This is a genomic window from Pseudomonas sp. MD330_10, from assembly GCF_042610415.1.
In the GTDB taxonomy this organism is placed as follows: domain Bacteria; phylum Pseudomonadota; class Gammaproteobacteria; order Pseudomonadales; family Pseudomonadaceae; genus Aquipseudomonas; species Aquipseudomonas rhodesiae.
Genome location: NZ_JBHGZU010000001.1, coordinates 12,547 through 33,181 on the forward strand (window position 1 = coordinate 12,547; position 20,635 = coordinate 33,181).

Annotated in this window: 18 protein-coding genes; 9 read left to right on the top strand and 9 right to left on the bottom strand. The window is 60.4% G+C overall.

The genetic code is table 11. The annotated features are described in order from the left end of the window. Positions 1-347: 347 nt before the first annotated feature. Together algB and ACFZPT_RS00070 are read left to right on the top strand one after the other, a co-directional pair. Positions 348-1,694 (top strand): sigma-54-dependent response regulator transcription factor AlgB, encoded by a 1,347-nt coding sequence (algB, locus tag ACFZPT_RS00065; RefSeq protein WP_034101725.1) that lies wholly within the window; start codon positions 348-350, stop codon positions 1,692-1,694. A gap of 10 nt (positions 1,695-1,704) precedes the next feature. Beyond that, on the top strand, positions 1,705-3,492 hold the full coding sequence (locus tag ACFZPT_RS00070) for an ATP-binding protein (RefSeq protein WP_099312990.1): 1,788 nt from the start codon (positions 1,705-1,707) through the stop codon (positions 3,490-3,492). A gap of 3 nt (positions 3,493-3,495) precedes the next feature. On the opposite strand, the gene ACFZPT_RS00075 is transcribed toward ACFZPT_RS00070, so the two are convergent. From ACFZPT_RS00075 to ACFZPT_RS00100, 6 genes are all read right to left on the bottom strand, one after another. Further along, on the bottom strand, positions 3,496-4,272 hold the full coding sequence (locus ACFZPT_RS00075) for an N-acetylmuramoyl-L-alanine amidase (RefSeq protein WP_034101723.1): 777 nt from the start codon (positions 4,270-4,272) through the stop codon (positions 3,496-3,498). 89 nt (positions 4,273-4,361) lie between these two features. Continuing rightward, positions 4,362-6,428 (bottom strand): diguanylate cyclase, encoded by a 2,067-nt coding sequence (locus ACFZPT_RS00080; protein WP_034101722.1) that lies wholly within the window; start codon positions 6,426-6,428, stop codon positions 4,362-4,364. Next, complete coding sequence (locus ACFZPT_RS00085) at positions 6,425-7,303, bottom strand: endonuclease/exonuclease/phosphatase family protein (RefSeq protein ID WP_099312989.1); 879 nt, start codon at positions 7,301-7,303, stop codon at positions 6,425-6,427. Before ACFZPT_RS00085 ends, ACFZPT_RS00080 begins: the two co-directional genes overlap by 4 nt. Positions 7,304-7,313: 10 nt before the next feature. Next, positions 7,314-7,949 (bottom strand): thiol:disulfide interchange protein DsbA, encoded by a 636-nt coding sequence (dsbA, locus tag ACFZPT_RS00090; protein WP_034136358.1) that lies wholly within the window; start codon positions 7,947-7,949, stop codon positions 7,314-7,316. Positions 7,950-8,118: 169 nt separating this feature from the next. Beyond that, positions 8,119-8,730: a cytochrome c gene (locus ACFZPT_RS00095; protein WP_034101716.1), complete on the bottom strand. Its 612-nt coding sequence runs from the start codon at positions 8,728-8,730 to the stop codon at positions 8,119-8,121. Between the two features lie 33 nt (positions 8,731-8,763). Then, a complete protein-coding gene (locus tag ACFZPT_RS00100) occupies positions 8,764-9,066 on the bottom strand; it encodes a cytochrome c5 family protein (protein WP_034101715.1) in 303 nt (100 codons plus the stop codon). A gap of 192 nt (positions 9,067-9,258) precedes the next feature. Between ACFZPT_RS00100 and yihA the strand changes: the two genes are divergently transcribed. Beyond that, positions 9,259-9,900, top strand: coding sequence for a ribosome biogenesis GTP-binding protein YihA/YsxC (yihA, locus tag ACFZPT_RS00105; protein WP_003187369.1), 642 nt, complete (start codon positions 9,259-9,261; stop codon positions 9,898-9,900). 269 nt (positions 9,901-10,169) lie between these two features. Here yihA and polA read toward each other — a convergent pair whose 3' ends face one another. Then, positions 10,170-12,962, bottom strand: a complete 2,793-nt coding sequence (gene polA, locus ACFZPT_RS00110; protein WP_099312988.1) for a DNA polymerase I — start codon at positions 12,960-12,962, stop codon at positions 10,170-10,172. Between the two features lie 74 nt (positions 12,963-13,036). Between polA and ACFZPT_RS00115 the strand changes: the two genes are divergently transcribed. Both ACFZPT_RS00115 and ACFZPT_RS00120 read left to right on the top strand, forming a co-directional pair. Continuing rightward, complete coding sequence (locus tag ACFZPT_RS00115) at positions 13,037-13,327, top strand: DUF2782 domain-containing protein (protein WP_034101712.1); 291 nt, start codon at positions 13,037-13,039, stop codon at positions 13,325-13,327. A gap of 56 nt (positions 13,328-13,383) precedes the next feature. Beyond that, positions 13,384-14,337, top strand: coding sequence for a homoserine kinase (locus tag ACFZPT_RS00120; RefSeq protein ID WP_034101711.1), 954 nt, complete (start codon positions 13,384-13,386; stop codon positions 14,335-14,337). Positions 14,338-14,401: 64 nt separating this feature from the next. Here ACFZPT_RS00120 and ACFZPT_RS00125 read toward each other — a convergent pair whose 3' ends face one another. Beyond that, the gene (locus tag ACFZPT_RS00125; RefSeq protein ID WP_034136353.1) at positions 14,402-15,328 is read right to left on the bottom strand and encodes a zinc ABC transporter substrate-binding protein; all 927 of its coding nucleotides are present in this window, start codon (positions 15,326-15,328) and stop codon (positions 14,402-14,404) included. 58 nt (positions 15,329-15,386) lie between these two features. On the opposite strand from ACFZPT_RS00125, the gene zur reads away from it, so the two are divergent. The 4 genes from zur to ACFZPT_RS00145 are packed head-to-tail and all read left to right on the top strand — an operon-like array spanning position 15,387 to position 18,192. Further along, entirely contained in the window at positions 15,387-15,869 is a 483-nt protein-coding gene (gene zur, locus ACFZPT_RS00130; RefSeq protein ID WP_034101709.1) for a zinc uptake transcriptional repressor Zur, read from the top strand. Then, complete coding sequence (gene znuC, locus ACFZPT_RS00135; RefSeq protein ID WP_034101708.1) at positions 15,869-16,654, top strand: zinc ABC transporter ATP-binding protein ZnuC; 786 nt, start codon at positions 15,869-15,871, stop codon at positions 16,652-16,654. The genes zur and znuC overlap by 1 nt, the downstream gene beginning before the upstream one ends. Continuing rightward, the gene (znuB, locus tag ACFZPT_RS00140; RefSeq protein WP_034101706.1) at positions 16,647-17,435 is read left to right on the top strand and encodes a zinc ABC transporter permease subunit ZnuB; all 789 of its coding nucleotides are present in this window, start codon (positions 16,647-16,649) and stop codon (positions 17,433-17,435) included. The genes znuC and znuB overlap by 8 nt, the downstream gene beginning before the upstream one ends. Positions 17,436-17,472: 37 nt before the next feature. Continuing rightward, positions 17,473-18,192: a PA5502 family lipoprotein gene (locus ACFZPT_RS00145; protein ID WP_034111139.1), complete on the top strand. Its 720-nt coding sequence runs from the start codon at positions 17,473-17,475 to the stop codon at positions 18,190-18,192. Positions 18,193-18,298: 106 nt separating this feature from the next. Here ACFZPT_RS00145 and katE read toward each other — a convergent pair whose 3' ends face one another. Further along, positions 18,299-20,440, bottom strand: coding sequence for a catalase HPII (gene katE / locus ACFZPT_RS00150; protein WP_034111138.1), 2,142 nt, complete (start codon positions 20,438-20,440; stop codon positions 18,299-18,301). Positions 20,441-20,635 lie beyond the last annotated feature (195 nt).

Below are 20,635 nucleotides of genomic sequence, written 5' to 3' on the forward strand. Positions count from 1 at the left end.
GGGAGAGGTATTGCAGAGCGCATGCCAGGTTTTTAACAAAATAAAACCCAATAAAATCAGTAAGTTATAGATAGTCGCTCGATGATAGGGGCAGCATCCTGCACGATGGGCCTCTAGGGGCCGTGCGAAATGCACGATGGCCAGCGGTCGGGTCAAGGGATACATCGCGACATGGGCGCTGCCCAACTGAGCGAATGACATGAAATGGCCACTCGCTGTGGCCTTTGTGAGAAGAAGCGCAGATACCTGCACGACGATTCGTTTTGTCGGTCAGAATAAACCATGCAACTTGCCCGATTATTCCGGGACTAAACACCATCATTTATCAGTTAGGGAGCGCGGGACAGATGGAATCAGCCAAGGAACTTCAAGGCCGCATTCTTTTAGTAGATGACGAGTCCGCGATCCTCCGCACCTTCCGTTATTGCCTGGAAGATGAAGGCTATACCGTCGCCACCGCCAACAGCGCCGCCCAAGCCGACGCGCTGATGCAACGCCAGGTGTTCGACCTGTGCTTCCTGGACCTGCGTCTAGGCGAAGACAATGGCCTGGACGTGCTGGCCCAGATGCGTATTCAGGCGCCGTGGATGCGTGTAGTGATCGTCACCGCGCATTCGGCCGTGGACACCGCCGTGGACGCGATCCAGGCCGGCGCCGCCGACTATCTGGTAAAACCGTGCAGCCCGGACCAACTGCGCCTGGCCACCGCCAAGCAGCTGGAAGTGCGCCAACTTTCTGCACGTCTGGAAGCCCTGGAAGGCGCGGTGCGCCAGCCCAAGGACGGACTCGACTCCCATAGCCCGTCGATGATGGTGGTGCTAGAAACCGCGCGCCAAGTGGCCGGTACAGATGCCAACATCCTTATCCTGGGCGAGTCCGGCACCGGTAAAGGTGAACTGGCGCGGGCCATCCACGGTTGGAGCAAGCGGTCGAAAAAATCCTGCGTGACCATCAACTGCCCGTCGCTAACCGCCGAACTGATGGAAAGCGAACTGTTCGGCCACAGCCGCGGCGCCTTTACCGGCGCCAGCGAAAGCACCTTGGGCCGGGTCAACCAGGCTGACGGCGGCACGCTGTTCCTCGACGAGATCGGCGACTTTCCCCTCACGTTGCAACCAAAATTGCTGCGCTTTATTCAGGATAAGGAATACGAACGCGTGGGCGACCCGGTTACCCGGCGCGCCGACGTACGTATCCTCGCCGCCACTAACCTGAACCTGGAAGACATGGTGCGCGACGGCCGCTTCCGGGAAGACTTGCTGTACCGCCTGAATGTCATCACCCTGCACCTGCCACCGCTGCGCGAGCGCAGCGAGGACATCCTGACCCTGGCCGACCGCTTCCTGGCGCGCTTCGTCAAGGAGTATGCCCGTCCGGCGCGCGGTTTCAGCGATCAGGCGCGGGAAGCCCTGCTCAACTACCGTTGGCCGGGTAATATCCGTGAACTGCGTAACGTGGTGGAGCGCGCAAGCATTATCTGCCCGCAGGAAAAGGTTGAAATCAGCCACCTGGGGATGGCCGAGCAACCGACCAACAACGCCCCGCGCATCGGTGCGGCGCTAAGCCTGGACGAACTGGAAAAAGCCCACATCGGTGCTGTACTGGCCACCAGCGACACGCTAGATCAGGCGGCGCGCACCCTCGGCATTGACGCGTCGACGCTGTACCGCAAACGAAAACAGTACAACCTGTGAGCTGTACCTTATGAAGTTAGCGATGAAGCTGCGGACTCGGCTGTTCTTGAGTATCTCAGCGCTGATCACCGTCGCCCTGCTTGGATTGATCCTGGGCCTGGTCAGCGTCATGCAGATGGCCAAGACCCAAGAGTCGCTGATCCGCAGCAATTTCGTCACCTTGGAGCTTGGCCTGAAATTGCGCCAGAGCCTGGGCGACCAGTTGATCCTGATGCTCGACGAGCGGCCCAATTCGAAAGCGCTGGACGCGTCCAAACAACAGTATTTCGCACTACTGGACGAGGGTATCGCCCACGAGCAGCAAGACAGCAGAAGCAGCGGGTTCAGTCAGGCCCGCATCGACTACCTGAATTTCCTCAAGGCATTCGACGAGTCCCAACCTGCATCGCTGGTAAGCGGCAATAACGACAAACTCACCCAGACATTCAACGTGCTGCGCAATGGCTTGATCGCCGAGCACAAACGCGCGTTGGAAGCCATCAACACCAGTGAACGCAAATCCCGCGACCGCGCGCTGTTGATCGCCGGTCTCATGGGTTTGGTGGGCTTGGCGGTGCTGATCATCGGCTTCGTGACCGCCCACGGTATCGCCAGGCGCTTTGGCGGGCCGATCGAAGCGCTGGCCAAGGCCGCGGACAAGATCGGCCAGGGCGATTTCGAGGTCACGCTGCCGATCTCGTCAGCCGCGGAAATGAACCTACTGACTCGGCGCTTCGGCATCATGGCCGAGGCGCTGCGTCAGCATCAGGCCACCAATGTGGACGAACTACTGGCCGGCCAGCAGCGGCTACAGGCGGTACTCGACAGCATCGACGACGGCTTGCTGATGATTGATCGCCAAGGGCGTCTGGAGCACCTGAACCCGGTTGCCCAACGCCAATTGGGCTGGGATGAAGAACGCCTCGGCCAAGGCCTGGGCGAAGCGCTGGGCCGCCCGGAGCTGGATGAACAACTGCACTTGGTGCTGCGTGGCGGCAATCTGGAGCGCGCGCCGGAAGACCTTGAGGTGGAAGTCGACGGCGAACTGCGCCTGCTGACCTACAGCCTGACCCCAGTCAGCCACACCCAAGGGCATATTCTCGGCGCGGTGATGGTGATGCACGACGTGACCGAGCAACGCGCCTTCGAACGCGTGCGCAGTGAATTCGTGCTGCGTGCCTCCCATGAACTGCGCACGCCGGTAACCGGCATGCACATGGCGTTCGGGCTGTTCCGCGAACGCGCGAAATTCCCCACGGAGTCCCGGGAAGCGGACCTGCTGGACACCGTTAACGAAGAAATGCAGCGCCTGATGCAGCTGATCAATGACTTGCTCAACTTCTCGCGCTACCAGAATGGCCTGCAGAAACTCACCCTCGGCCCCTGTGAGATTCCCGACCTGCTGGAGCAAGCCCGCGGGCGCTTTATAGAACAGGCCAATGCGCAGCAAATCGAGCTGCTGATCGAAGCCCAGCCCGACCTGCCACGCTTATATGCAGACCAGGCGCAATTGGAACGGGTACTCGACAACCTGCTGGCCAACGCACTGCGCCATACCGCCGATGGCGGGCAAATTCGCCTGCAAGCGCGTCGCCATGGCGAGCGGGTGATTATCAGCGTCGAAGACAACGGCGAAGGGATTGCCTATGGGCAGCAAGGGCGCATCTTCGAGCCCTTTGTGCAGGTGGGCCGCAAGAAAGGCGGCGCCGGTCTGGGGCTGGCGTTGTGCAAAGAGATCGTGCAGTTGCACGGCGGCCGCATGGGGGTGTATTCGCGGCCGGGGCAGGGCACCCAGTTTTACATGGCGCTGCCGCTCTGACGGTCAGCGCCGGTTGAGGGCGCGCAGAATGGCGGCACTTTCGGCATCCGGCGTGCCATCGAACCGCGACGGCCTGAAGTGCATCTGGAACGCTGCGAGCACATGACGCGTGGCGACATCCAGCTCACCGGTTTGAGGCGTCTGGTAGCCCAATCGGGCCAACTCCTCCTGGAACCAAGTGATGCTCGGTAGCTCTGCGGTGTATTGCACCTGAAAACGCGCGACAGCCTGTGCATCCGGCCAAACCCCCAACCCTTCATCGGCCAAACGCTTCCAGGGGAACAAGGGCCCCGGGTCCAACTTGCGTAACGGCGCGATATCGCTGTGGCCGATGATGTTCTTCGGGTCGATGCCGTTGCGCTTGCTGATGTCTTTAAGCAACACGACCAACGACTTCACCTGCGCCTCGGAATACGGGTACCACAGACGGCCTGTCGGGGTGTCCGTGAAACCCGGGTTCACAATCTCGATACCGATGGAGCTTGAATTGAGCCATGTGCGGCCCATCCATTCACTCTCACCTGCGTGCCAGGCGCGCTGGCTTTCATCCACCAATTTATAAATGGTGGCCGAGGCGTCATCGCCAATCAGGTAATGGCTACTGACCTGGCCGTGGGTCAACAAGGCCAGGGAGCGTTCCAGGTTGGCCGAGGTGTAATGAACGATCACAAACTGCACGCGATTGTCGTAGTTGACCGAGGGATGACTGGTGTTGATGCGGGGGCCGCTGGCGCAGCCGGCAAGCAGGAGAAACGCAAGGGCGAGACAAATGGATTTCATGGCGGATGACAGTACGCTGAAGACGACAATGCAACAGTGTAACGTACCGACTGAAACAGAGCGGCCTAATTACAAACAGGCAACATCTTTTACGCCGCCTGCACTTGATTACGCCCCGCCGCCTTGGCTCGATACAACGCTTCATCGGCGCGCTTGAGCGCCAGTTCGCTGCGCTCACCCGAGCGCAATTGCGCCACGCCCATCGACACCGTGATCGTCACCGGTTCGCCTTTGAAGTGAAACGGACACGCTTGAATTGCCTCGCGCAGCCCTTCACCCACCGCCAAGGCCTCGGCGAGGGTCGAATCGGGCATCAGCAAGACAAACTCTTCACCGCCAAAACGCGCGATGAAATCGGTGGGCCGCAGGCGCTTGCTGAGCACATTGGCGATGATCTTCAGCACCTTATCGCCGGCCAGGTGGCCGTAACCATCGTTGATGCGTTTGAAGTGGTCCAGGTCCAGCATGGCCAGCGACAGGCTGTTGCCGCGCTGGTGCCAGGTATTGATTTCGTAGTCCAGGCGCTCGCTCCAGGCCGCACGATTGGGCAGGCCGGTCAATGGATCGATCAGGGCCTTCTGGCGCTGCACTTCAAGGTGTTCACGGTAGCCCTGGGCTTCCTGCTCCATGTTGGCGACGCGTTCGGCCAGGCCTTTGAGGCGCTCGGCAACCTCCTGCTCGCGCAGATCGCGTTGTTGCCGATGCTCGTCCATGGTGCCGAGCAAGCCCTCAAGATGGCTCTCCAGCACCTGTTTGAGGCTGTCCAGGTCGGCGGCGTCCTGTACGCTGGTTTGCAGCCCATCGACCTGCTCGCGGATCTGCGTATCCAGTTCACGCGCGGCAGAGCTACTGTCGGCATGCCCGTCACTGGCCACCTTCAGATGCCCCTGGAAGGCTTCGAGGCGCTCATTGAGTTGCTTGAGATAAGCCTCGAATTCTAGATGGCCACTGTCGGTGATCGCCAACATCAGTACCGCCAGATCATCCAGGATCGGTAGCAGTTCATACCAGTTCAAACCGTGGGCCAGACGCTCGCGCATCGCTTCAGCCTGAGGGCGATGACGCTCGGGCAGGTCCAGCTCTTCGAGCAAGCCGATAAGCGTGTCTTCGATGTGCTTGGCCACGGAGCTGTAGGACGGCTCGGGCGAGTCCGGCAAAGCGTATTGGCCGTCCGATTGCATCGCGTCGGGGTCAAGCGCCTCCACGTCCAACACAGGCGGCAGCGACAGACTGCCAATTACCGTCTGCTCCGGTGCCTCTATGACGTCGGGCTGCGGTGCGTCGATAAAGGCGGCGAGGGCGCTTTCGTTGGCCGGCTCTTGCGCCTGCGGTTCGAGCTCAGGCGCCTTGGGTTCCGTGCGGGCCAGCGCAGCTTTGACCGGCTCGGCCACTGCGTCGGCTTGAGGCGGAGATTCGTAGACGAAGGTCTCGACGGCAATTTGGGCTGGCTGGATCGGTGTGGCGGGTTGAGGCGCCGCGGCTTCGGGTTGTGGCGCGAAGGCACGCAAAGCCTGGGTCAGCTCTTCGGATTGCTCGGGCTGCGGGGTTTCCGATGCGGATTTAGTCGCAACCGGTGCAGCTGAGGGGCCGGGAGCCGGCTCACTGGCAGGTGCTTCTACGTGGGTGTCCTTGGTTCCGAACAAACGCTGTAAAAGCCCTGGTCCGGGACGTGGAGTTTCACCATCCGGGTCCAGGTTAGTCAGCGCCTGCCCTTGCAAGTCGCTCAGCTCGCTGAGCAATAGCGGAATTTCCCGGGCCTGGCCGACACGGCCATCCAACTGTTTAGCGAAGGTCTTCAATGGTCGCGCCACCTCGCGGGGCAGCGGCAGTTTCTGCAACTGCGTGACCAGGGACGTCAGCGCGGTGCTCATCTGTTCAACCCGGGTTTCGCGGCGCTGCTCCGAATCCAACACGGCTTTTTCCAGACGCGGCAGCAGCGCGGCGAGGGCGGCGTCCATGTCGTCGGTGCGGACAACGTCGCGCATCTCCTTCATGCACTGGTCGACCGCGCGGTCGGTGCCTTCAGCCGCCAAGGTGCTGCGCACGAGGCCACGGCGCAGCAGGTCGAGGCGCGCAGCCCAGCGGCGTTCGAGTTTGTCTTGTTGCTCGATGCTTAACAGGTATTTTTCTTTCCAGCGCTGGGCGTCGTCGCTCATGCAAGGGGTCCGCGAGGGCCGGGGCTCAACGCGGGCAATGCATCAGCCGTGAGCGAACCCGGCAGACGAATCTCTACCGCGACCGGCAGGTGATCGGAAATGGGCTGCGCCAGCACCTGCACACTTTCCAGCGTGAGGGTGGGGCTGAGCAGGATATGGTCGAGACAACGTTGCGGACGCCAGCTGGGAAACGTCGCTTCGACTTGCGGCGCCAGCAACCCGAGGTCGCGCAACGGCGAGTTTTGCAGCAGGTCATTGGCATGGGTGTTCATATCACCCATCAGCACCTGATGCTTGTAGTTGCCGATCATTTCGCGCACGTAAGCCAACTGCAGGTTGCGCGTACGCCCCCCGAGCGCCAGGTGCATCATAACCACCACCAACGCTTCCGGCCCTTCGCCGAAACGCACGAGGATCGCGCCACGCCCCTTGGGGCCTGGCAGCGGGTGGTCTTCGATAGCGGTGGGTTTCAAGCGACTCAGCACGCCATTGCTGTGCTGCGCCAGGCGCCCGAGGTTGCGATTGAGCTGCTGGTACCAGTAGGGAAACGCTCCGAGCCTGGCCAGGTGTTCCACCTGATTGATGTAACCGGAACGGATGCTACCCCCATCGGCCTCCTGCAGCGCGACCAGGTCGAAATCGCTCAACAGGTCGCCGATCTTCTGCAGATTCACGGCCCGCCCGTTGTGGGGCAGCAAATGCTGCCAGCCGCGGGTGAGGTAATGCCGATACTTTTCGGTACTGATGCCAACCTGAATATTGAAACTGAGCAGGCGTAGACGGCTGTCCACGAGCTGGCCAGTGGATTCCAGGTGATCTTCGTTGACCCGCGGATCATGCAGGCCAACGACACGTTCGGTACCCCAGCGGCGCATGAAAGGCCCCTTACTTGGCTGCGCGCTCTTTGGCGATCAGTTGGTCAGCAACGTTGAGGGTCTGTTCAGGCCCACCAGTGGAACCCAGGTCGAAACGGTATTTGCCGTTGACGATCATGGTCGGAACGCCTTGCACGCCGTATTTCTGCGCCAGCTCCTTGGCCTGTTTGATCTGGCCCTGGATAGCGAAGGAGTTGAAGGTGGCCAAGAACTTATCCTTATCGACACCTTGGGTGGCAACAAAGTCAGCCATGTCTTCAGGCTTGGTCAGGCGCTTGCCTTCTTTCTGAATCGCGTTGAACACTGCGTTGTGGACCTTGTGCTCGACACCCATGGCTTCGAGGGTCAGGAACAGTTGGCCGTGGGCATCCCAAGGGCCGCCGAACATGGCCGGGATGCGTTTGAAATTCACGTCTTTAGGCAGTTTCTCAACCCACGGGTTGATGGTCGGTTCAAAAGCGTAGCAATGCGGGCAGCCGTACCAGAACAGCTCAACCACTTCGATCTTGCCCGGCACCGAGACGGGCACTGGGTTGGCCAATTCGACGTAGGTCTTACCGGCTTCAAGCGGCACATCGGCAGCTTGAGCGGTCATGCCGAAAAGGCTGGCAGTGACGAGAGCGGCGCTGAGGATCAGATTACGCATGCTTTACTCCTGGACAAATAAAGTCGCCTCACGCGACCTTAGTTGTGACCGGTCGACGCAGGCATGAGTTCGTTAGTGTAACGGCAGCGGCCACAAAAAAGGGCGGCCAGGGCCACCCTTTTTATGCTTGCATCGCGGGATTAATCGAGCGTTAACGTCGCCGCGCCGATCAGTGCAGGCCCTGGATATAGCTGGACACTGCCGCGATGTCTTCGTCGCTCAGCTTGCGGGCGATGGTGCGCATGGTCATCGCATCGCCATCGTTGGCACGACCGGCTTCTTCCTTGCGGAAATCGGTCAGTTGCTTAGCGATGTATTGAGCGTGCTGGCCGCCCAGATGTGGGAAACCGGCGGCGGCATTACCCGCGCCATTGGGCGAGTGGCAACCGGTGCAAGCCGGCAGGCCTTTATCCAGGTCACCACCACGGAACAGCTTCTGGCCACGCGCTACCAGTTTCGGATCGGCAGCTCCCACACTGCCTTTCTGGCTGGCGAAATACGCCGCGATGTCCGCCAGATCCTGATCGTTGAGGTTGGTCAGCAAGCCGGTCATTTCCAGCACCGTGCGCTTGCCTGACTTGATGTCCTGCATCTGCTTGGTCAGGTAACGCTCACCCTGGCCGGCCAGTTTGGGGAAGTTCGGCGCCGGGCTGTTGCCATCCGGTCCGTGGCAAGCACCACACACGGCGGCTTTCGCCTGGCCCGCAGTAGCGTCGCCTGCAGCATGGGCAACACCGGTGATGCCCAGGGTCAACAGCAGACTCACGATCAGTTTGTTCATCAGCTAATCCAACTACGGCTAAGGGTTTAAGAGTTATCTACCGGGTTTACTCACCATCCATTCAATGACGGCCTGGTAATCCTCAGTACTGCAGTCCATGCACAAACCACGCGGCGGCATTGCCTTGAAACCCTGGCTCACGTGCTGTACCAGCGTGTCCATACCTTGCGCCAATCTCGGCGCCCAGGCTGCCTGATCACCCCGCTTCGGGGCGTTCGGCAACTGGCCAGCATGGCAAGCCACGCAAACTCGGTTGTACAGCGCTTCCGGTTCCTGTGTAGCCTGAGCGCCGTAAAGCGGAATCAGGACACCGACAGCGAGCAACCATCTGGTCATACATCGACCTTTTCAGGGTTTGAGAGCGTTTTGCGTTCTAATGCGCAATGAAGGTCTATCGCTCCCGTGAACTTCATCCTTCGCTGGGACAAAGCACACACAAAATCTGCGGCATTATATACTGGCGCCACTGAAACGGAAACGACACCGCTTGCCGCACCCTTTTTCGGCACCGCCCACATCGGAAATCTCATGCAACTCAAGAATCCCATCCTCGGCCTGTGCCAACAGTCCACGTTTATGCTCAGCGCCGCCAAAGTTGACCAATGCCCCGATGACGAAGGCTTTGAAGTCGCCTTCGCCGGCCGCTCCAATGCCGGTAAATCCAGCGCCCTGAACACGCTCACCCACGCCAGCCTGGCGCGCACCTCGAAAACTCCGGGCCGCACGCAACTGCTCAATTTCTTCAAGCTAGACGATGATCGGCGTCTGGTCGACCTGCCAGGCTACGGTTATGCGAAAGTACCGATCCCGTTGAAGCTGCACTGGCAGCGTCACCTGGAGGCTTATCTGGGTGGCCGGGAGAGTTTGAAGGGTTTGATCCTGATGATGGATATCCGCCACCCAATGACCGACTTCGACCTGCTGATGCTCGATTGGGCGGTCGCCAGCGGCATGCCGATGCACATCCTGTTGACCAAAGCCGACAAGCTGACCTACGGCGCGGCCAAGAATACGTTGCTCAAAGTGCAGTCGGAAATCCGCAAGGGTTGGGGCGATACGATCACCATCCAATTGTTCTCCGCGCCTAAGCGCATGGGCTTGGAAGAGGCTTACACCGTTCTAGCGGGCTGGATGGAATTGGCGGACAAGGGCGCGGAAATCGCCGAGTAACTTTTCTGCGGGCAAAAAAAACCCCGGACTTCTTATGGGGAGGGGAAGTTCGGGGTTCAAGTTCCGGACCGCTAGGGCGGGGTCCAGATATCTGCCAACACTTAACACAACATAGGAGCATTGAAGGGCTTCACCACCCATTCAGTAACTCTGAGTGGCAGTTCACAGGTTAAGTTCCGAATTGCCCGAAAACTATTGGAAATAACTGTCAGGTCTTTCCGACATAAAGCGCAATGCCACCACCCTTAGCGATGGCAAAGCGCCCGTTATCAGTGCGCCTCATCCCAGTTATCACCCACGCCCACTTCCACCAGCAACGGCACATCCAGCTGGGCTGCGGCGCTCATATGCTCGCGGATCTTCTCGCTGACTTGCGCAACCAGGTCTTCACGCACTTCCAGTACGAGTTCGTCGTGCACTTGCAGGATCACCTTGGCGTCCAGGCCCGAGTCGGTAAGCCAGTTATCCACCCGCACCATGGCTTTCTTGATGATGTCCGCCGCCGTGCCTTGCATCGGCGCGTTGATCGCGGTGCGTTCCGCCGCGGCGCGCTCTTGGGGTTTATTGGAGTTGATATCCGGCAGGTACAGCCGGCGCCCGAAGAAGGTTTCGACATAACCTTGATCGGCCGCCTGGGCCCGAGTGCGCTCCATATACTCGCGCACTCCCGGGTAGCGGGCGAAGTAGACGTCGATATAAGCCTTGGCCGTCTTGGTATCGACACCAATGTCCTTACCCAGCTTTTGCGCGCCCATGCCGTAGATCAGACCAAAGTTAATCGCCTTGGCGCTGCGACGCTGATCGGACGTGACCGCCCCCAGCTCGACCTTGAACACTTCGGCCGCCGTGGCCGTGTGCACATCCAGGTTATGACGGAAGGCATTCATCAGCCCTTCATCTTTGGACAAGTGCGCCATGATGCGCAGCTCGATCTGCGAATAGTCCGCCGCCAGCAGCTTGTAGCCCTTGGGTGCGACAAACGCCTGGCGAATCCGTCGCCCCTCGGCGGTACGCACCGGAATGTTCTGCAGGTTCGGGTCACTGGACGACAGTCGACCGGTCGCCGCCACTGCCTGGTGATAAGACGTGTGGATACGCCCGGTGCGCGGGTTGATCTGCTCCGGCAGGCGGTCGGTGTATGTGCTTTTGAGCTTGCTCATGCTGCGGTACTGCATCAGCACTTTGGGCAACGGGTAGTCATCTTCGGCCAGCTTGGCCAGCACTTCTTCAGCGGTGGAGGCCTGGCCTTTGCCGGTTTTCTTCAGTACCGGAAGCCCGAGCTTTTCGTAAAGAATCGCCCCTAGTTGTTTGGGCGAGCCCAGGTTGAACGCCTCACCGGCGATCTCGAATGCTTGTCGCTCCAGCTCCACCATCTTGTTGCCCAGTTCGATGCTCTGAACGCCCAGCAGCTGCGCATCCACCAAGGCACCCTGACGCTCGATACGTGCCAACACCGGCACCAACGGCATTTCGATGTCCGTCAGCACACTGGCCAAGCTCGGGATGGCGGCCAGTCGCGCATGCAGCGCCTGATGCAGACGCAGCGTCACATCGGCATCTTCAGCCGCATAAGGCCCGGCCTGCTCCAGTGGAATCTGGTCGAAGGTGAGTTGCTTGGCGCCTTTGCCGGCGATGTCTTGGAAGCTGACTGTGTCGTAGTCCAGGTATTTCTTCGCCAGGCTGTCCATGTCATGCCGGGTCGCGGTGGAATTGAGCACGTAGGATTCGAGCATGGTGTCGAATGCAATGCCGCGCACCGTGATGCCGTGCGCGGGGTCGCCGCCGATGGCACAGTTGGCCAGGATGTTCATGTCGAACTTGGCGTGCTGGCCGACTTTGAGCTTGTTCGGATCTTCCAGCAGCGGTTTCAGGGCGAGCAATACGCTGTCGCGATCCAGTTGCTGCGGTACGCCGATGTAGGAATGGGCTAGGGGGACGTAGGCCGCTTCGTGGGGCTGCACAGCAAAGGACACGCCGACCAATTGCGCCTGATGAGCGTCGATCCCGGTGGTTTCCGTGTCGAACGCGATCAACGTTGCAGCGTCGAGCTTCTTCAGCCAGACGTCGAACGTGGCCTGATCCAAGATGGTGGTGTAGACCGCTTCAACAGGGGCCACTACCACTGCCTCCGCTACCGCTGCGACGGGGGCCGCTTCGGTCGACGCCCTCAGCTCGACGCGTTTGGTATCACGCTGCACTTCGTCGTACCAGCTCTTGAACTCCAGCAGGGTGTACAGCTCCAGCAGTTTTTCACGGTCCGGTTCGATCAGATGCAGGTCATCCAAGCCCACGTCCAGCGGCACATCGATCTTGATCGTCGCCAATTGGTAGGAAAGAAACGCCATTTCCTTGTGTTCTTCCAACTTGGCCGGCAGGTTCTTGGCCCCACGGATCGGCAGCGTCGGCACGATATCCAACTGCTCATAAAGCTCTTTGAGGCCACCATTGACGCCCACCAGCAGGCCGGACGCAGTCTTGGGGCCGATGCCCGGTACGCCGGGGATGTTGTCGGACGAATCGCCCATCAACGCCAGATAGTCGATGATCTGCTCGGGAGCGACGCCAAATTTCTCCTTTACGCCCTCCACGTCCAAGGCGCTACCGGTCATGGTGTTGACCAAGGTAATGTGCCCGTCGACCAACTGCGCCATGTCTTTATCACCGGTGGAGATCACTACCGGACGGTCAGCGGCCGCACTGCTGCGCGCCAGGGTGCCGATCACGTCGTCGGCCTCGACGCCTTCGACGCACAGCAACGGGAAGCCCAAGGCGATCACGCTCTGGTGCAGCGGCTCGATCTGCAGGCGCATGTCATCAGGCATGCTGGGGCGGTTGGCCTTGTATTCGGCGTACATGTCATCGCGAAAAGTCCCACCCTTAGCGTCGAACACCACCGCGAACGGGCTGTCCGGGTACTGCTTGCGCAGGCTTTTGAGCATGTTCAAGACGCCTTTGACCGCACCGGTCGGCAGGCCTTTGGAGGTGGTCAGCGGTGGCAGCGCGTGGAAGGCGCGGTACAGGTAGGACGAACCGTCCACCAGGACGAGGGGGGCTTGGCTCATGAGCAGGATCAACCTTTTCGGCGGGTCAGGCGCTAGAATAGCCGGACCAATGAAAACAAAGGGACAAGGTTATCATGCGTACATTCAATCGCCTGCTGTTGACCGGCTTGATCGCACTCGCTCCGATGGCTGCCATGGCGGCAGACGATGCGCCTTCGGGCGACCCGCAAGTTACCATTCGCACGGAAGGCGATAAGACTATTCAGGAATATCGTCAGAATGGCTTCCTGTACGCAATTAAGGTGATCCCTAAGAAGGGCCCGCCCTATTTCCTGGTGCGCGCAGACGGAACCGATGCGAACTTCATCCGCTCCGACCAGCCGGATATGCTGATCCCGTCATGGAAGATCTTCGAATGGAAATGACTTCTTAACTTCAATTGGCGCCGCCCACCGCGGCGCCCGTACTGGCAGTTTTAACCATGTCTGTGTTTACCCCCCTGGCTCGGCCCGAGCTGGAAACCTTTCTTGCCCCTTATGGGCTCGGCCGCCTGCTTGACTTCCAGGGGATTGCCGCTGGTAGCGAAAACACCAACTTCTTTATCAGCCTGGAGCAGGGCGAGTTTGTCCTGACCCTGGTTGAGCGCGGCCCGGTGCAGGAAATGCCGTTCTTCATCGAGCTGCTGGATGTACTCCACGACGCCAACCTGCCCGTGCCATACGCCCTGCGTACAACCGATGGCGTGGCCCTGCGCGAACTGGCCGGCAAACCGGCGCTGTTGCAGCCGCGCCTGGCCGGCAAGCACATCAAAGATGCCAATGCCCAGCACTGCGCCCAGGTCGGCGAATTGCTCGGTCACCTGCATCTGGCGACTCAGGGCGACAAGGTGCTGGAGCGTAAGACCGATCGCGGGTTGGACTGGATGCTCAGTGAGGGCAACCAGCTGATTTCACATCTTAACGGTGCCCAGCAGCGCCTGTTGCAAGGCGCGCTGGATGAAATCGCCGCCCATAAGGCTCAGATCCTGGCCTTGCCTCGGGCCAACGTGCACGCGGACCTGTTCCGCGACAACGCGATGTTCGAAGGCACACATCTGACCGGTCTGATCGACTTCTACAACGCCTGCTCGGGCCCGATGCTGTACGACGTGGCGATTGCCCTGAACGACTGGTGTTCGGACGCCGACGGTGTGATCGACGCACCCCGCGCTCGCGCACTGTTGGGCGCCTACGCGAGCCTGCGGCCATTTACCGCCAAGGAAGCCGAGCTGTGGCCGACCCTGCTGCGGGTAGCGTGTGTACGCTTCTGGCTCTCGCGCTTGATCGCGGCAGAGTCGTTTGCCGGGCAGGATGTTCTCATTCACGATCCCGCCGAGTTCGAACATCGCCTGGCGCAGCGTCAGCAGGTCACGGTCAACCTGCCATTCGCGCTCTAAGCGCCGATCCGGTCAACAATGCGGGAAGGGGCAAACCCTTCCCACATTTGAACTGCACTAAGACTTACAACGACTCCAGGCACCCAGCCAGGTCATTGCCTAACTTTTCCAGCACCTGCTCATAACCTTGCGCGGTCGCCGGGGTGTAACCGCCCAAAGCATCCAATTCCGCCAGTTTTACCGGCAACCCTGCCACCAGGGTTTCAGCTAAACGCGGACGCAGCGGCGGTTCGCTGAACACACAGGTTTTGCCCACTTCCTGCAACCGCGTACGCATTGCCGCGACGTGCTGAGCCCCCGGCTGTACCTCAGCGGCAACACTGAACACGCCGGCATGCTTGAGGCCGTAGGCAGCTTCGAAGTAATCGAAGGCTTCGTGAAAGACGAAGTAGGGCTTGTCGCCGATGCCGGCCAGACGTGTCTTCAAGCGCGCGTCCAACGCATCCAGGCGTGCGGCGAAAGCCTTGGCGTTGCTCTGATAACGCGCGGCATTGGCAGGGTCGGCGCTGGCGAGATCGGAGGCCATGCGCGCGGCAATCACGCGGGCGTTCACTGTCGATAGCCACAAGTGGGCATCCACGCTGCCTGGACGGTGATCGTGATCATGTTCGTCTTCATCGGCGTGGGAATGGCTATCTTCGGCGAAACGGCGCAATTGCATGCCAGGCAGGTCCTGCACGGCCACAGTTGTGGCTGTACGATTTTTGAGCACGCGAGGCAGGAAGGTTTCCATGTCCGGCCCGATCCAATACAGCAGGTCGACCGACTGCACACGCCGTACGTCGGAGGGGCGCAAGGCGAAGTTATGCGGCGACGCGCCCGGCGGCAACAGCACTTCCGGAACCGCCACGCCGTCCTGCACCGCCGCGGCGATCAGCTGCAACGGCTTGATGCTGGTGAGCACCTTGACGTCGGCCTGAGCGGCACCGGCAATGAATAAACTGGTGACAAATACGACAAAAACGGGAAAAAGTCGGGACACGATGACCACTCAATGGCGTAGGAACGGGTAACATAATAACGTCTCTATCAAATATCTGTCGCCGCTCATGCCTATAACACCGCTTGCCAGCCGTCCCCACGACCACTCTCACTGCGTGCACAGCGCGCTGTCGGAGGCCGATGCGCTGTGCGCACGCCAAGGCCTGCGCCTGACCGCGCTGCGGCGGCGCGTGCTGGAATTGGTCTGGCAGAGCCACAAACCACTGGGCGCCTACGACATTCTCGGCGTGCTCAGCGAGCAGGACGGCCGCCGCGCCGCGCCGCCTACGGTTTATCGCGCGCTGGATTTCCTGCTGGAAAACGGCCTGGTCCACCGTATCGCCTCCCTCAACGCGTTTGTCGGGTGCAACCACCCGGAGCATGCGCACCAGGGCCAGTTCCTGATCTGCCGGGTGTGCCATGCGGCCATCGAGCTTGAACAAAAAAGCATCAGCGATGCGATTATCCACAGCGCCGCCGACGTTGGCTTCCAAGTCGAAGGGCAAACCGTCGAAGTGGTCGGTTTGTGCTCGGGTTGCCAGGGGGCTTGATGAGCAACGCGTTAATCCGTCTGGAGCAGGTCGGCGTCAAGTTCGCCGGGCAAAACGTGCTGGATAACATCGCGCTCAGCGTGGAGCCGGGGCAGATCGTCACACTGATCGGCCCTAACGGTGCCGGCAAGACCACGCTGGTGCGCGCCGTGCTCGGCCTGCTCAAGCCCGACAGCGGCAGTGTGTGGCGCAAGCCCAAGCTACGCGTGGGCTATATGCCGCAGAAACTGCATGTGGACCCAACTCTGCCGCTGTCCGTATTGCGCTTCCTGCGTCTGGTGCCCGGCGTGGACCGCGCCCGCGCCCAAGCCGCACTTAAGGAAGTCGGCGCCGAACAGGTGATCGACAGCCCGGTACAAAGTATTTCCGGCGGCGAAATGCAACGCGTGCTGCTGGCCCGCGCGCTGCTGCGCGAACCGGAGCTGCTGGTGCTGGACGAGCCCGTGCAGGGCGTCGACGTCGCCGGCCAGGCCGAACTGTATAGCCTGATCACCCGCCTGCGCGACCGCCACGGCTGTGGCGTGCTGATGGTGTCTCACGATCTGCATCTGGTGATGAGCACCACCGACCAAGTGGTATGCCTCAACCGCCATGTGTGCTGCTCGGGCCACCCGGAACAAGTCAGCGGCGACCCGGCATTTGTCGAGTTGTTCGGCAAAAACGCGCAAAGCCTGGCGATTTACCATCACCATCATGACCACGCCCATGACCTACATGGCGCAGTGGTCGACGACCCGAGCGTCCCCCATACCCACGTTCACGGAGATAGCTGCAAGCATGGCTGATTTTCTGCTCTACGCCCTGCTGGCAGGCTTGGCTCTGGCACTGGTCGCGGGCCCTCTGGGCTCGTTCGTGGTCTGGCGGCGCATGGCCTATTTCGGCGACACCTTGTCACACGCCGCGCTGCTGGGCGTAGCCATGGGCTTCCTGTTGGATGTGAGCCCAACCATCGCCGTGACCGCCGGCTGCCTGCTGCTGGCCGTGCTGTTGGTGACGCTGCAACAGCGCCAGCCGCTGGCTTCCGACACCTTGCTGGGGATCCTGGCACCGAGCACCTTGTCCCTGGGCCTGGTGGTGCTGAGCTTTATGCATGAAGTGCGCATCGACCTGATGGCTTACCTGTTCGGCGATCTGCTGGCAATCAGCCCCACCGACCTGGCCTGGATCCTCGGCGGCAGCGCGATGGTGCTGGTGTTGCTGGTGACGCTGTGGCGCCCGCTGCTGGCGATCACTGTGCATGAGGAACTGGCCAGGGTCGAAGGCTTGCCGGTGCCCGCCCTGCGCATGGCCTTGATGTTATTGATCGCGGTGGTGATTGCTGTCGCGATGAAGATTGTCGGCGTATTGTTGATCACATCGTTGCTGATCATCCCCGCCGCGGCCGCTCAGCGTCACGCCCGCTCACCGGAGCAAATGGCGATTGGCGCCAGCCTGCTGGGGATGCTTGCGGTGTGTGGGGGCCTGGCGTTGTCGTGGTTCAAGGACACGCCGGCCGGACCGTCGATCGTGGTCACCGCCGCCGCCCTGTTTCTGCTGAGTTTTGTCCTGCCCCGTCGAGGGGTGTAGACTTGCTCGCTTTTTGCGCAAATAGAGAGTCGCAGGAATGAAGCCGTTCACCGCACGTTATCTGCTCCTTGCCGCATTTTCCCTGCTGCTGGGTGCCTGTCAAAGCACACCGCCCGCTGCCCCGGAGGCCACGGACCCGCGTGCTGCGGCCATCGCGCAGCTGGAGCAAAACCTGGCCAGCAGTGAGTTGGCCACCGCCGAAGACCAACTCGCCACCCTGCAGGCACAGACGCCCAATGATCCGGCGCTGGAAACCTACCAGCGCCAACTGGCCGAAGCCTATCTACAACGCAGCCAAATCGTGCTGCAAAAAGGCGACGTCAACGCGGCCGCCACCGCCTTGAGCCGCGCCCGGGCATTGATGCCAAAAGCACCGGCGCTGACCGGCGGCGTCAACAGCGCTATCACTCACGCCCGTAAAGCCGAGTTGGATCAAGCCGAAGAGGCCCTTAAAGCCGCCGAAGCCAAGCCCGCCGCGAAGGTCATCGACCCGGCAGCACCGAGCACCACCGTGGCGCTGAACCTCACCAACATCGAAGACATGCGCCATCAGCTCGACGCCATCGCCACCGACGTGGTGAATTACCAGTGCGACGTGAGCATCCAGGTGCCGCGCACAGAAGATTACCCGTGGCTGGCCAGCCTGCTGACCAAACGGGTGAAGCGCATTGATTCGGGATATGACCTGAAGATTCACCGGCAGATTCTGAAGAAGATACCGGCGCAGATCGTGCTGATTCCGCGCAAGGCGCAGTGAAGTAAAAGCATCGGGGGCAAGCCCCCTCCCACACATTGAACTGTGAATACATTCAAATGTGGGAGGGGGCTTGCCCCCGATAGCTATCTAACTAGCAACTCCTGCCTTAAGCCGGAATCGCCTTGGCCTTCGGCTCACGCTCCCAGACCCGGTGCTGTGCAATCGCGGCGAAGAACGCCTTGAATGCTTTGGCATCCGAGCCGACGATCAGCCCCGCATCCGCCTCTAGCTTCAGCTGATCCAGCAGCGGCTTCACATCCGCCCCTACGGCAATCGCCTTCAGGTGCTTGTAGGCTTCCAGTACGTAGTGCAACGCCACACCGTCGCCGCTCAGGGCTTTCACCGAGTCTTTGCCGCCAGGGATAAACACCGCATCGAACGCAATGGACGGCATGCCTTCCATCGACGCATCCACCGCCAGGGTTTTGCCATCGGCCGTCTTCACCGGCGCCGAAGTCGGCCCCAGCAATTTGGCGTGAGCCCCTTCGGCCTCCAGGGCCTTTTTCAATGCATCAATCGCGGCACCATCCACGCCGTTGGCGGCCAAAATCGCCACTTTGCGCGTCTTGATATCCCCCGACAGCAGGTTCACTTGGCTCAACGCTGGCGACGTTTTCACCGATGTTTCGCGTGGCGGCACGGTGCCCTTGGTCGGTGCCGGCAGACCCAGGTTCTGCGCCACACGCTTGGCCAGTTCCAAATCGATATTGGCGAGGATCTCGTTCACTTGGCGCGCACGAATATGCTCGCGCTCGACCTTGCCCAGCTCAAAGCTGTAAGCGGCAATAATGTGCTCTTTCTCATGGTGGCTCATGCTGTTGAAAAACAGCGTGGCCTGGGAGAAGTGATCGCCAAACGACTCACTGCGCTCACGTACCTTGTTGGCGTCGACGCGCTCGTAATAGGTTTCGAAGCCACCGTCGGTCGGGCCCGGCGGGGTTTCTTTCGGCCAGCCGCCATCGATGGAGTTCGGCTCGTAAGAGGCACGTCCCTTATCAATCACGCTGCGGTGCTGCGCGTCGCGCTGGCCGTTATGGAACGGCGCGACTGGTCGATTGATCGGGATTTCATGGAAGTTCGGACCACCCAGGCGGCTGATCTGCGTGTCCGTGTAGGAAAACAGACGGCCTTGCAGCAGCGGGTCGTTAGTGAAATCGATACCCGGCACGATATGACCCGGGCAGAACGCCACCTGCTCGACTTCGGCAAAGAAGTTGTCTGGGTTGCGGTTAAGCACCATCTTGCCCAGCGGCGTGATGGGCACCAACTCTTCGGGGATGATCTTGGTCGGGTCGAGCAGGTCGAAGTCAAACTTATGCTCGTCCTCTTCGGCGACGATCTGTACGCCCAGCTCCCACTCTGGGTAGTCACCGCTCTCGATGGATTCCCACAGGTCGCGGCGGTGGTAGTCGGTGTCTTTACCGGCAAGCTTCTGCGCTTCGTCCCACACCAGGGAGCAGGTGCCGACCTTCGGACGCCAGTGGAATTTGACGAAGCTGGACTTGCCCTCAGTGTTGATCAGGCGAAAGGTATGCACGCCAAAACCCTGCATGGCGCGCAGGCTTTTCGGAATGGCGCGGTCGGACATTGCCCACACCACCATGTGGGCCGATTCCGGCACCAGGGAAACGAAATCCCAGAAAGTGTCGTGCGCCGAGCCGCCGGTCGGAATTTCGTTATGGGGCTCAGGTTTTACCGCATGCACGAAGTCAGGAAACTTGATCGCGTCCTGAATGAAAAACACTGGCATGTTGTTGCCCACCAAGTCGAAGTTGCCTTCCTCGGTGAAAAACTTCACGGCAAAGCCGCGCACATCGCGCACGGTGTCACCGGAACCACGCGGGCCCTGTACGGTGGAGAACCGCGCAAATACCGGGGTTTTATGCTCGGGGGTCCGTAGGAATCCGGCCTTGGTCAGTGCCGAATGGTCTTCGTAGGTCTGGAAATAGCCATGGGCGCCGGTACCGCGAGCATGCACGATGCGCTCCGGGATGCGCTCATGGTCAAAGTGCGTGATTTTTTCACGCATGATGAAGTCTTCGAGCAGCGACGGGCCGCGGGAGCCGACCTTCAAGCTGTTCTGGTTGTCAGAAATCTTCACGCCCTGGTTGGTACGCAAAGCCTGGCCGGTGGCATCGGAGCGAAAGGCTTCCAGGGCCTGCAGCTTGGCGTTGGTATTGCCGCGGTCCAGGGTATCGGTCCCCGCGAGTTCGCTCTTGGACGGGGTAGCTGGCTTCTTGGTGCTCATCAGTCAAAACTCCTTATTCAAAGTGGCCAGAGCGTTCCCCGGCTCGTTTGAGCAAAACCCCAGGCACGGCACCTGGGAAATTGAGTTGCTTAAGTAGGGACTGACAGGGTTTTGCGCCGTTCCTTTTTTGTGACCTTTGATCGCGTTATTGCCAAATCGCTGGTTGGATACGAAATAAATGCTAAGAAACGCTAT

Bases quoted from the DNA above. Each gene is read 5' to 3' on its own strand.
- polA (WP_099312988.1), bottom strand. From the start codon at position 12,962: ATGAGCCAAGCCCCCCTCGTCCTGGTGGACGGTTCGTCCTACCTGTAC.
- ACFZPT_RS00115 (WP_034101712.1), top strand. From the start codon at position 13,037: ATGCGTACATTCAATCGCCTGCTGTTGACCGGCTTGATCGCACTCGCT.
- znuB (WP_034101706.1), top strand. From the start codon at position 16,647: ATGGCTGATTTTCTGCTCTACGCCCTGCTGGCAGGCTTGGCTCTGGCA.
- ACFZPT_RS00145 (WP_034111139.1), top strand. From the start codon at position 17,473: ATGAAGCCGTTCACCGCACGTTATCTGCTCCTTGCCGCATTTTCCCTG.
- katE (WP_034111138.1), bottom strand. From the start codon at position 20,440: ATGAGCACCAAGAAGCCAGCTACCCCGTCCAAGAGCGAACTCGCGGGG.
- ACFZPT_RS00120 (WP_034101711.1), top strand. From the start codon at position 13,384: ATGTCTGTGTTTACCCCCCTGGCTCGGCCCGAGCTGGAAACCTTTCTT.
- ACFZPT_RS00100 (WP_034101715.1), bottom strand. From the start codon at position 9,066: ATGACCAGATGGTTGCTCGCTGTCGGTGTCCTGATTCCGCTTTACGGC.
- ACFZPT_RS00085 (WP_099312989.1), bottom strand. From the start codon at position 7,303: ATGCGCCGCTGGGGTACCGAACGTGTCGTTGGCCTGCATGATCCGCGG.
- ACFZPT_RS00095 (WP_034101716.1), bottom strand. From the start codon at position 8,730: ATGAACAAACTGATCGTGAGTCTGCTGTTGACCCTGGGCATCACCGGT.
- algB (WP_034101725.1), top strand. From the start codon at position 348: ATGGAATCAGCCAAGGAACTTCAAGGCCGCATTCTTTTAGTAGATGAC.
- dsbA (WP_034136358.1), bottom strand. From the start codon at position 7,949: ATGCGTAATCTGATCCTCAGCGCCGCTCTCGTCACTGCCAGCCTTTTC.
- ACFZPT_RS00070 (WP_099312990.1), top strand. From the start codon at position 1,705: ATGAAGTTAGCGATGAAGCTGCGGACTCGGCTGTTCTTGAGTATCTCA.
- ACFZPT_RS00075 (WP_034101723.1), bottom strand. From the start codon at position 4,272: ATGAAATCCATTTGTCTCGCCCTTGCGTTTCTCCTGCTTGCCGGCTGC.
- zur (WP_034101709.1), top strand. From the start codon at position 15,387: ATGCCTATAACACCGCTTGCCAGCCGTCCCCACGACCACTCTCACTGC.
- znuC (WP_034101708.1), top strand. From the start codon at position 15,869: ATGAGCAACGCGTTAATCCGTCTGGAGCAGGTCGGCGTCAAGTTCGCC.
- yihA (WP_003187369.1), top strand. From the start codon at position 9,259: ATGCAACTCAAGAATCCCATCCTCGGCCTGTGCCAACAGTCCACGTTT.
- ACFZPT_RS00080 (WP_034101722.1), bottom strand. From the start codon at position 6,428: ATGAGCGACGACGCCCAGCGCTGGAAAGAAAAATACCTGTTAAGCATC.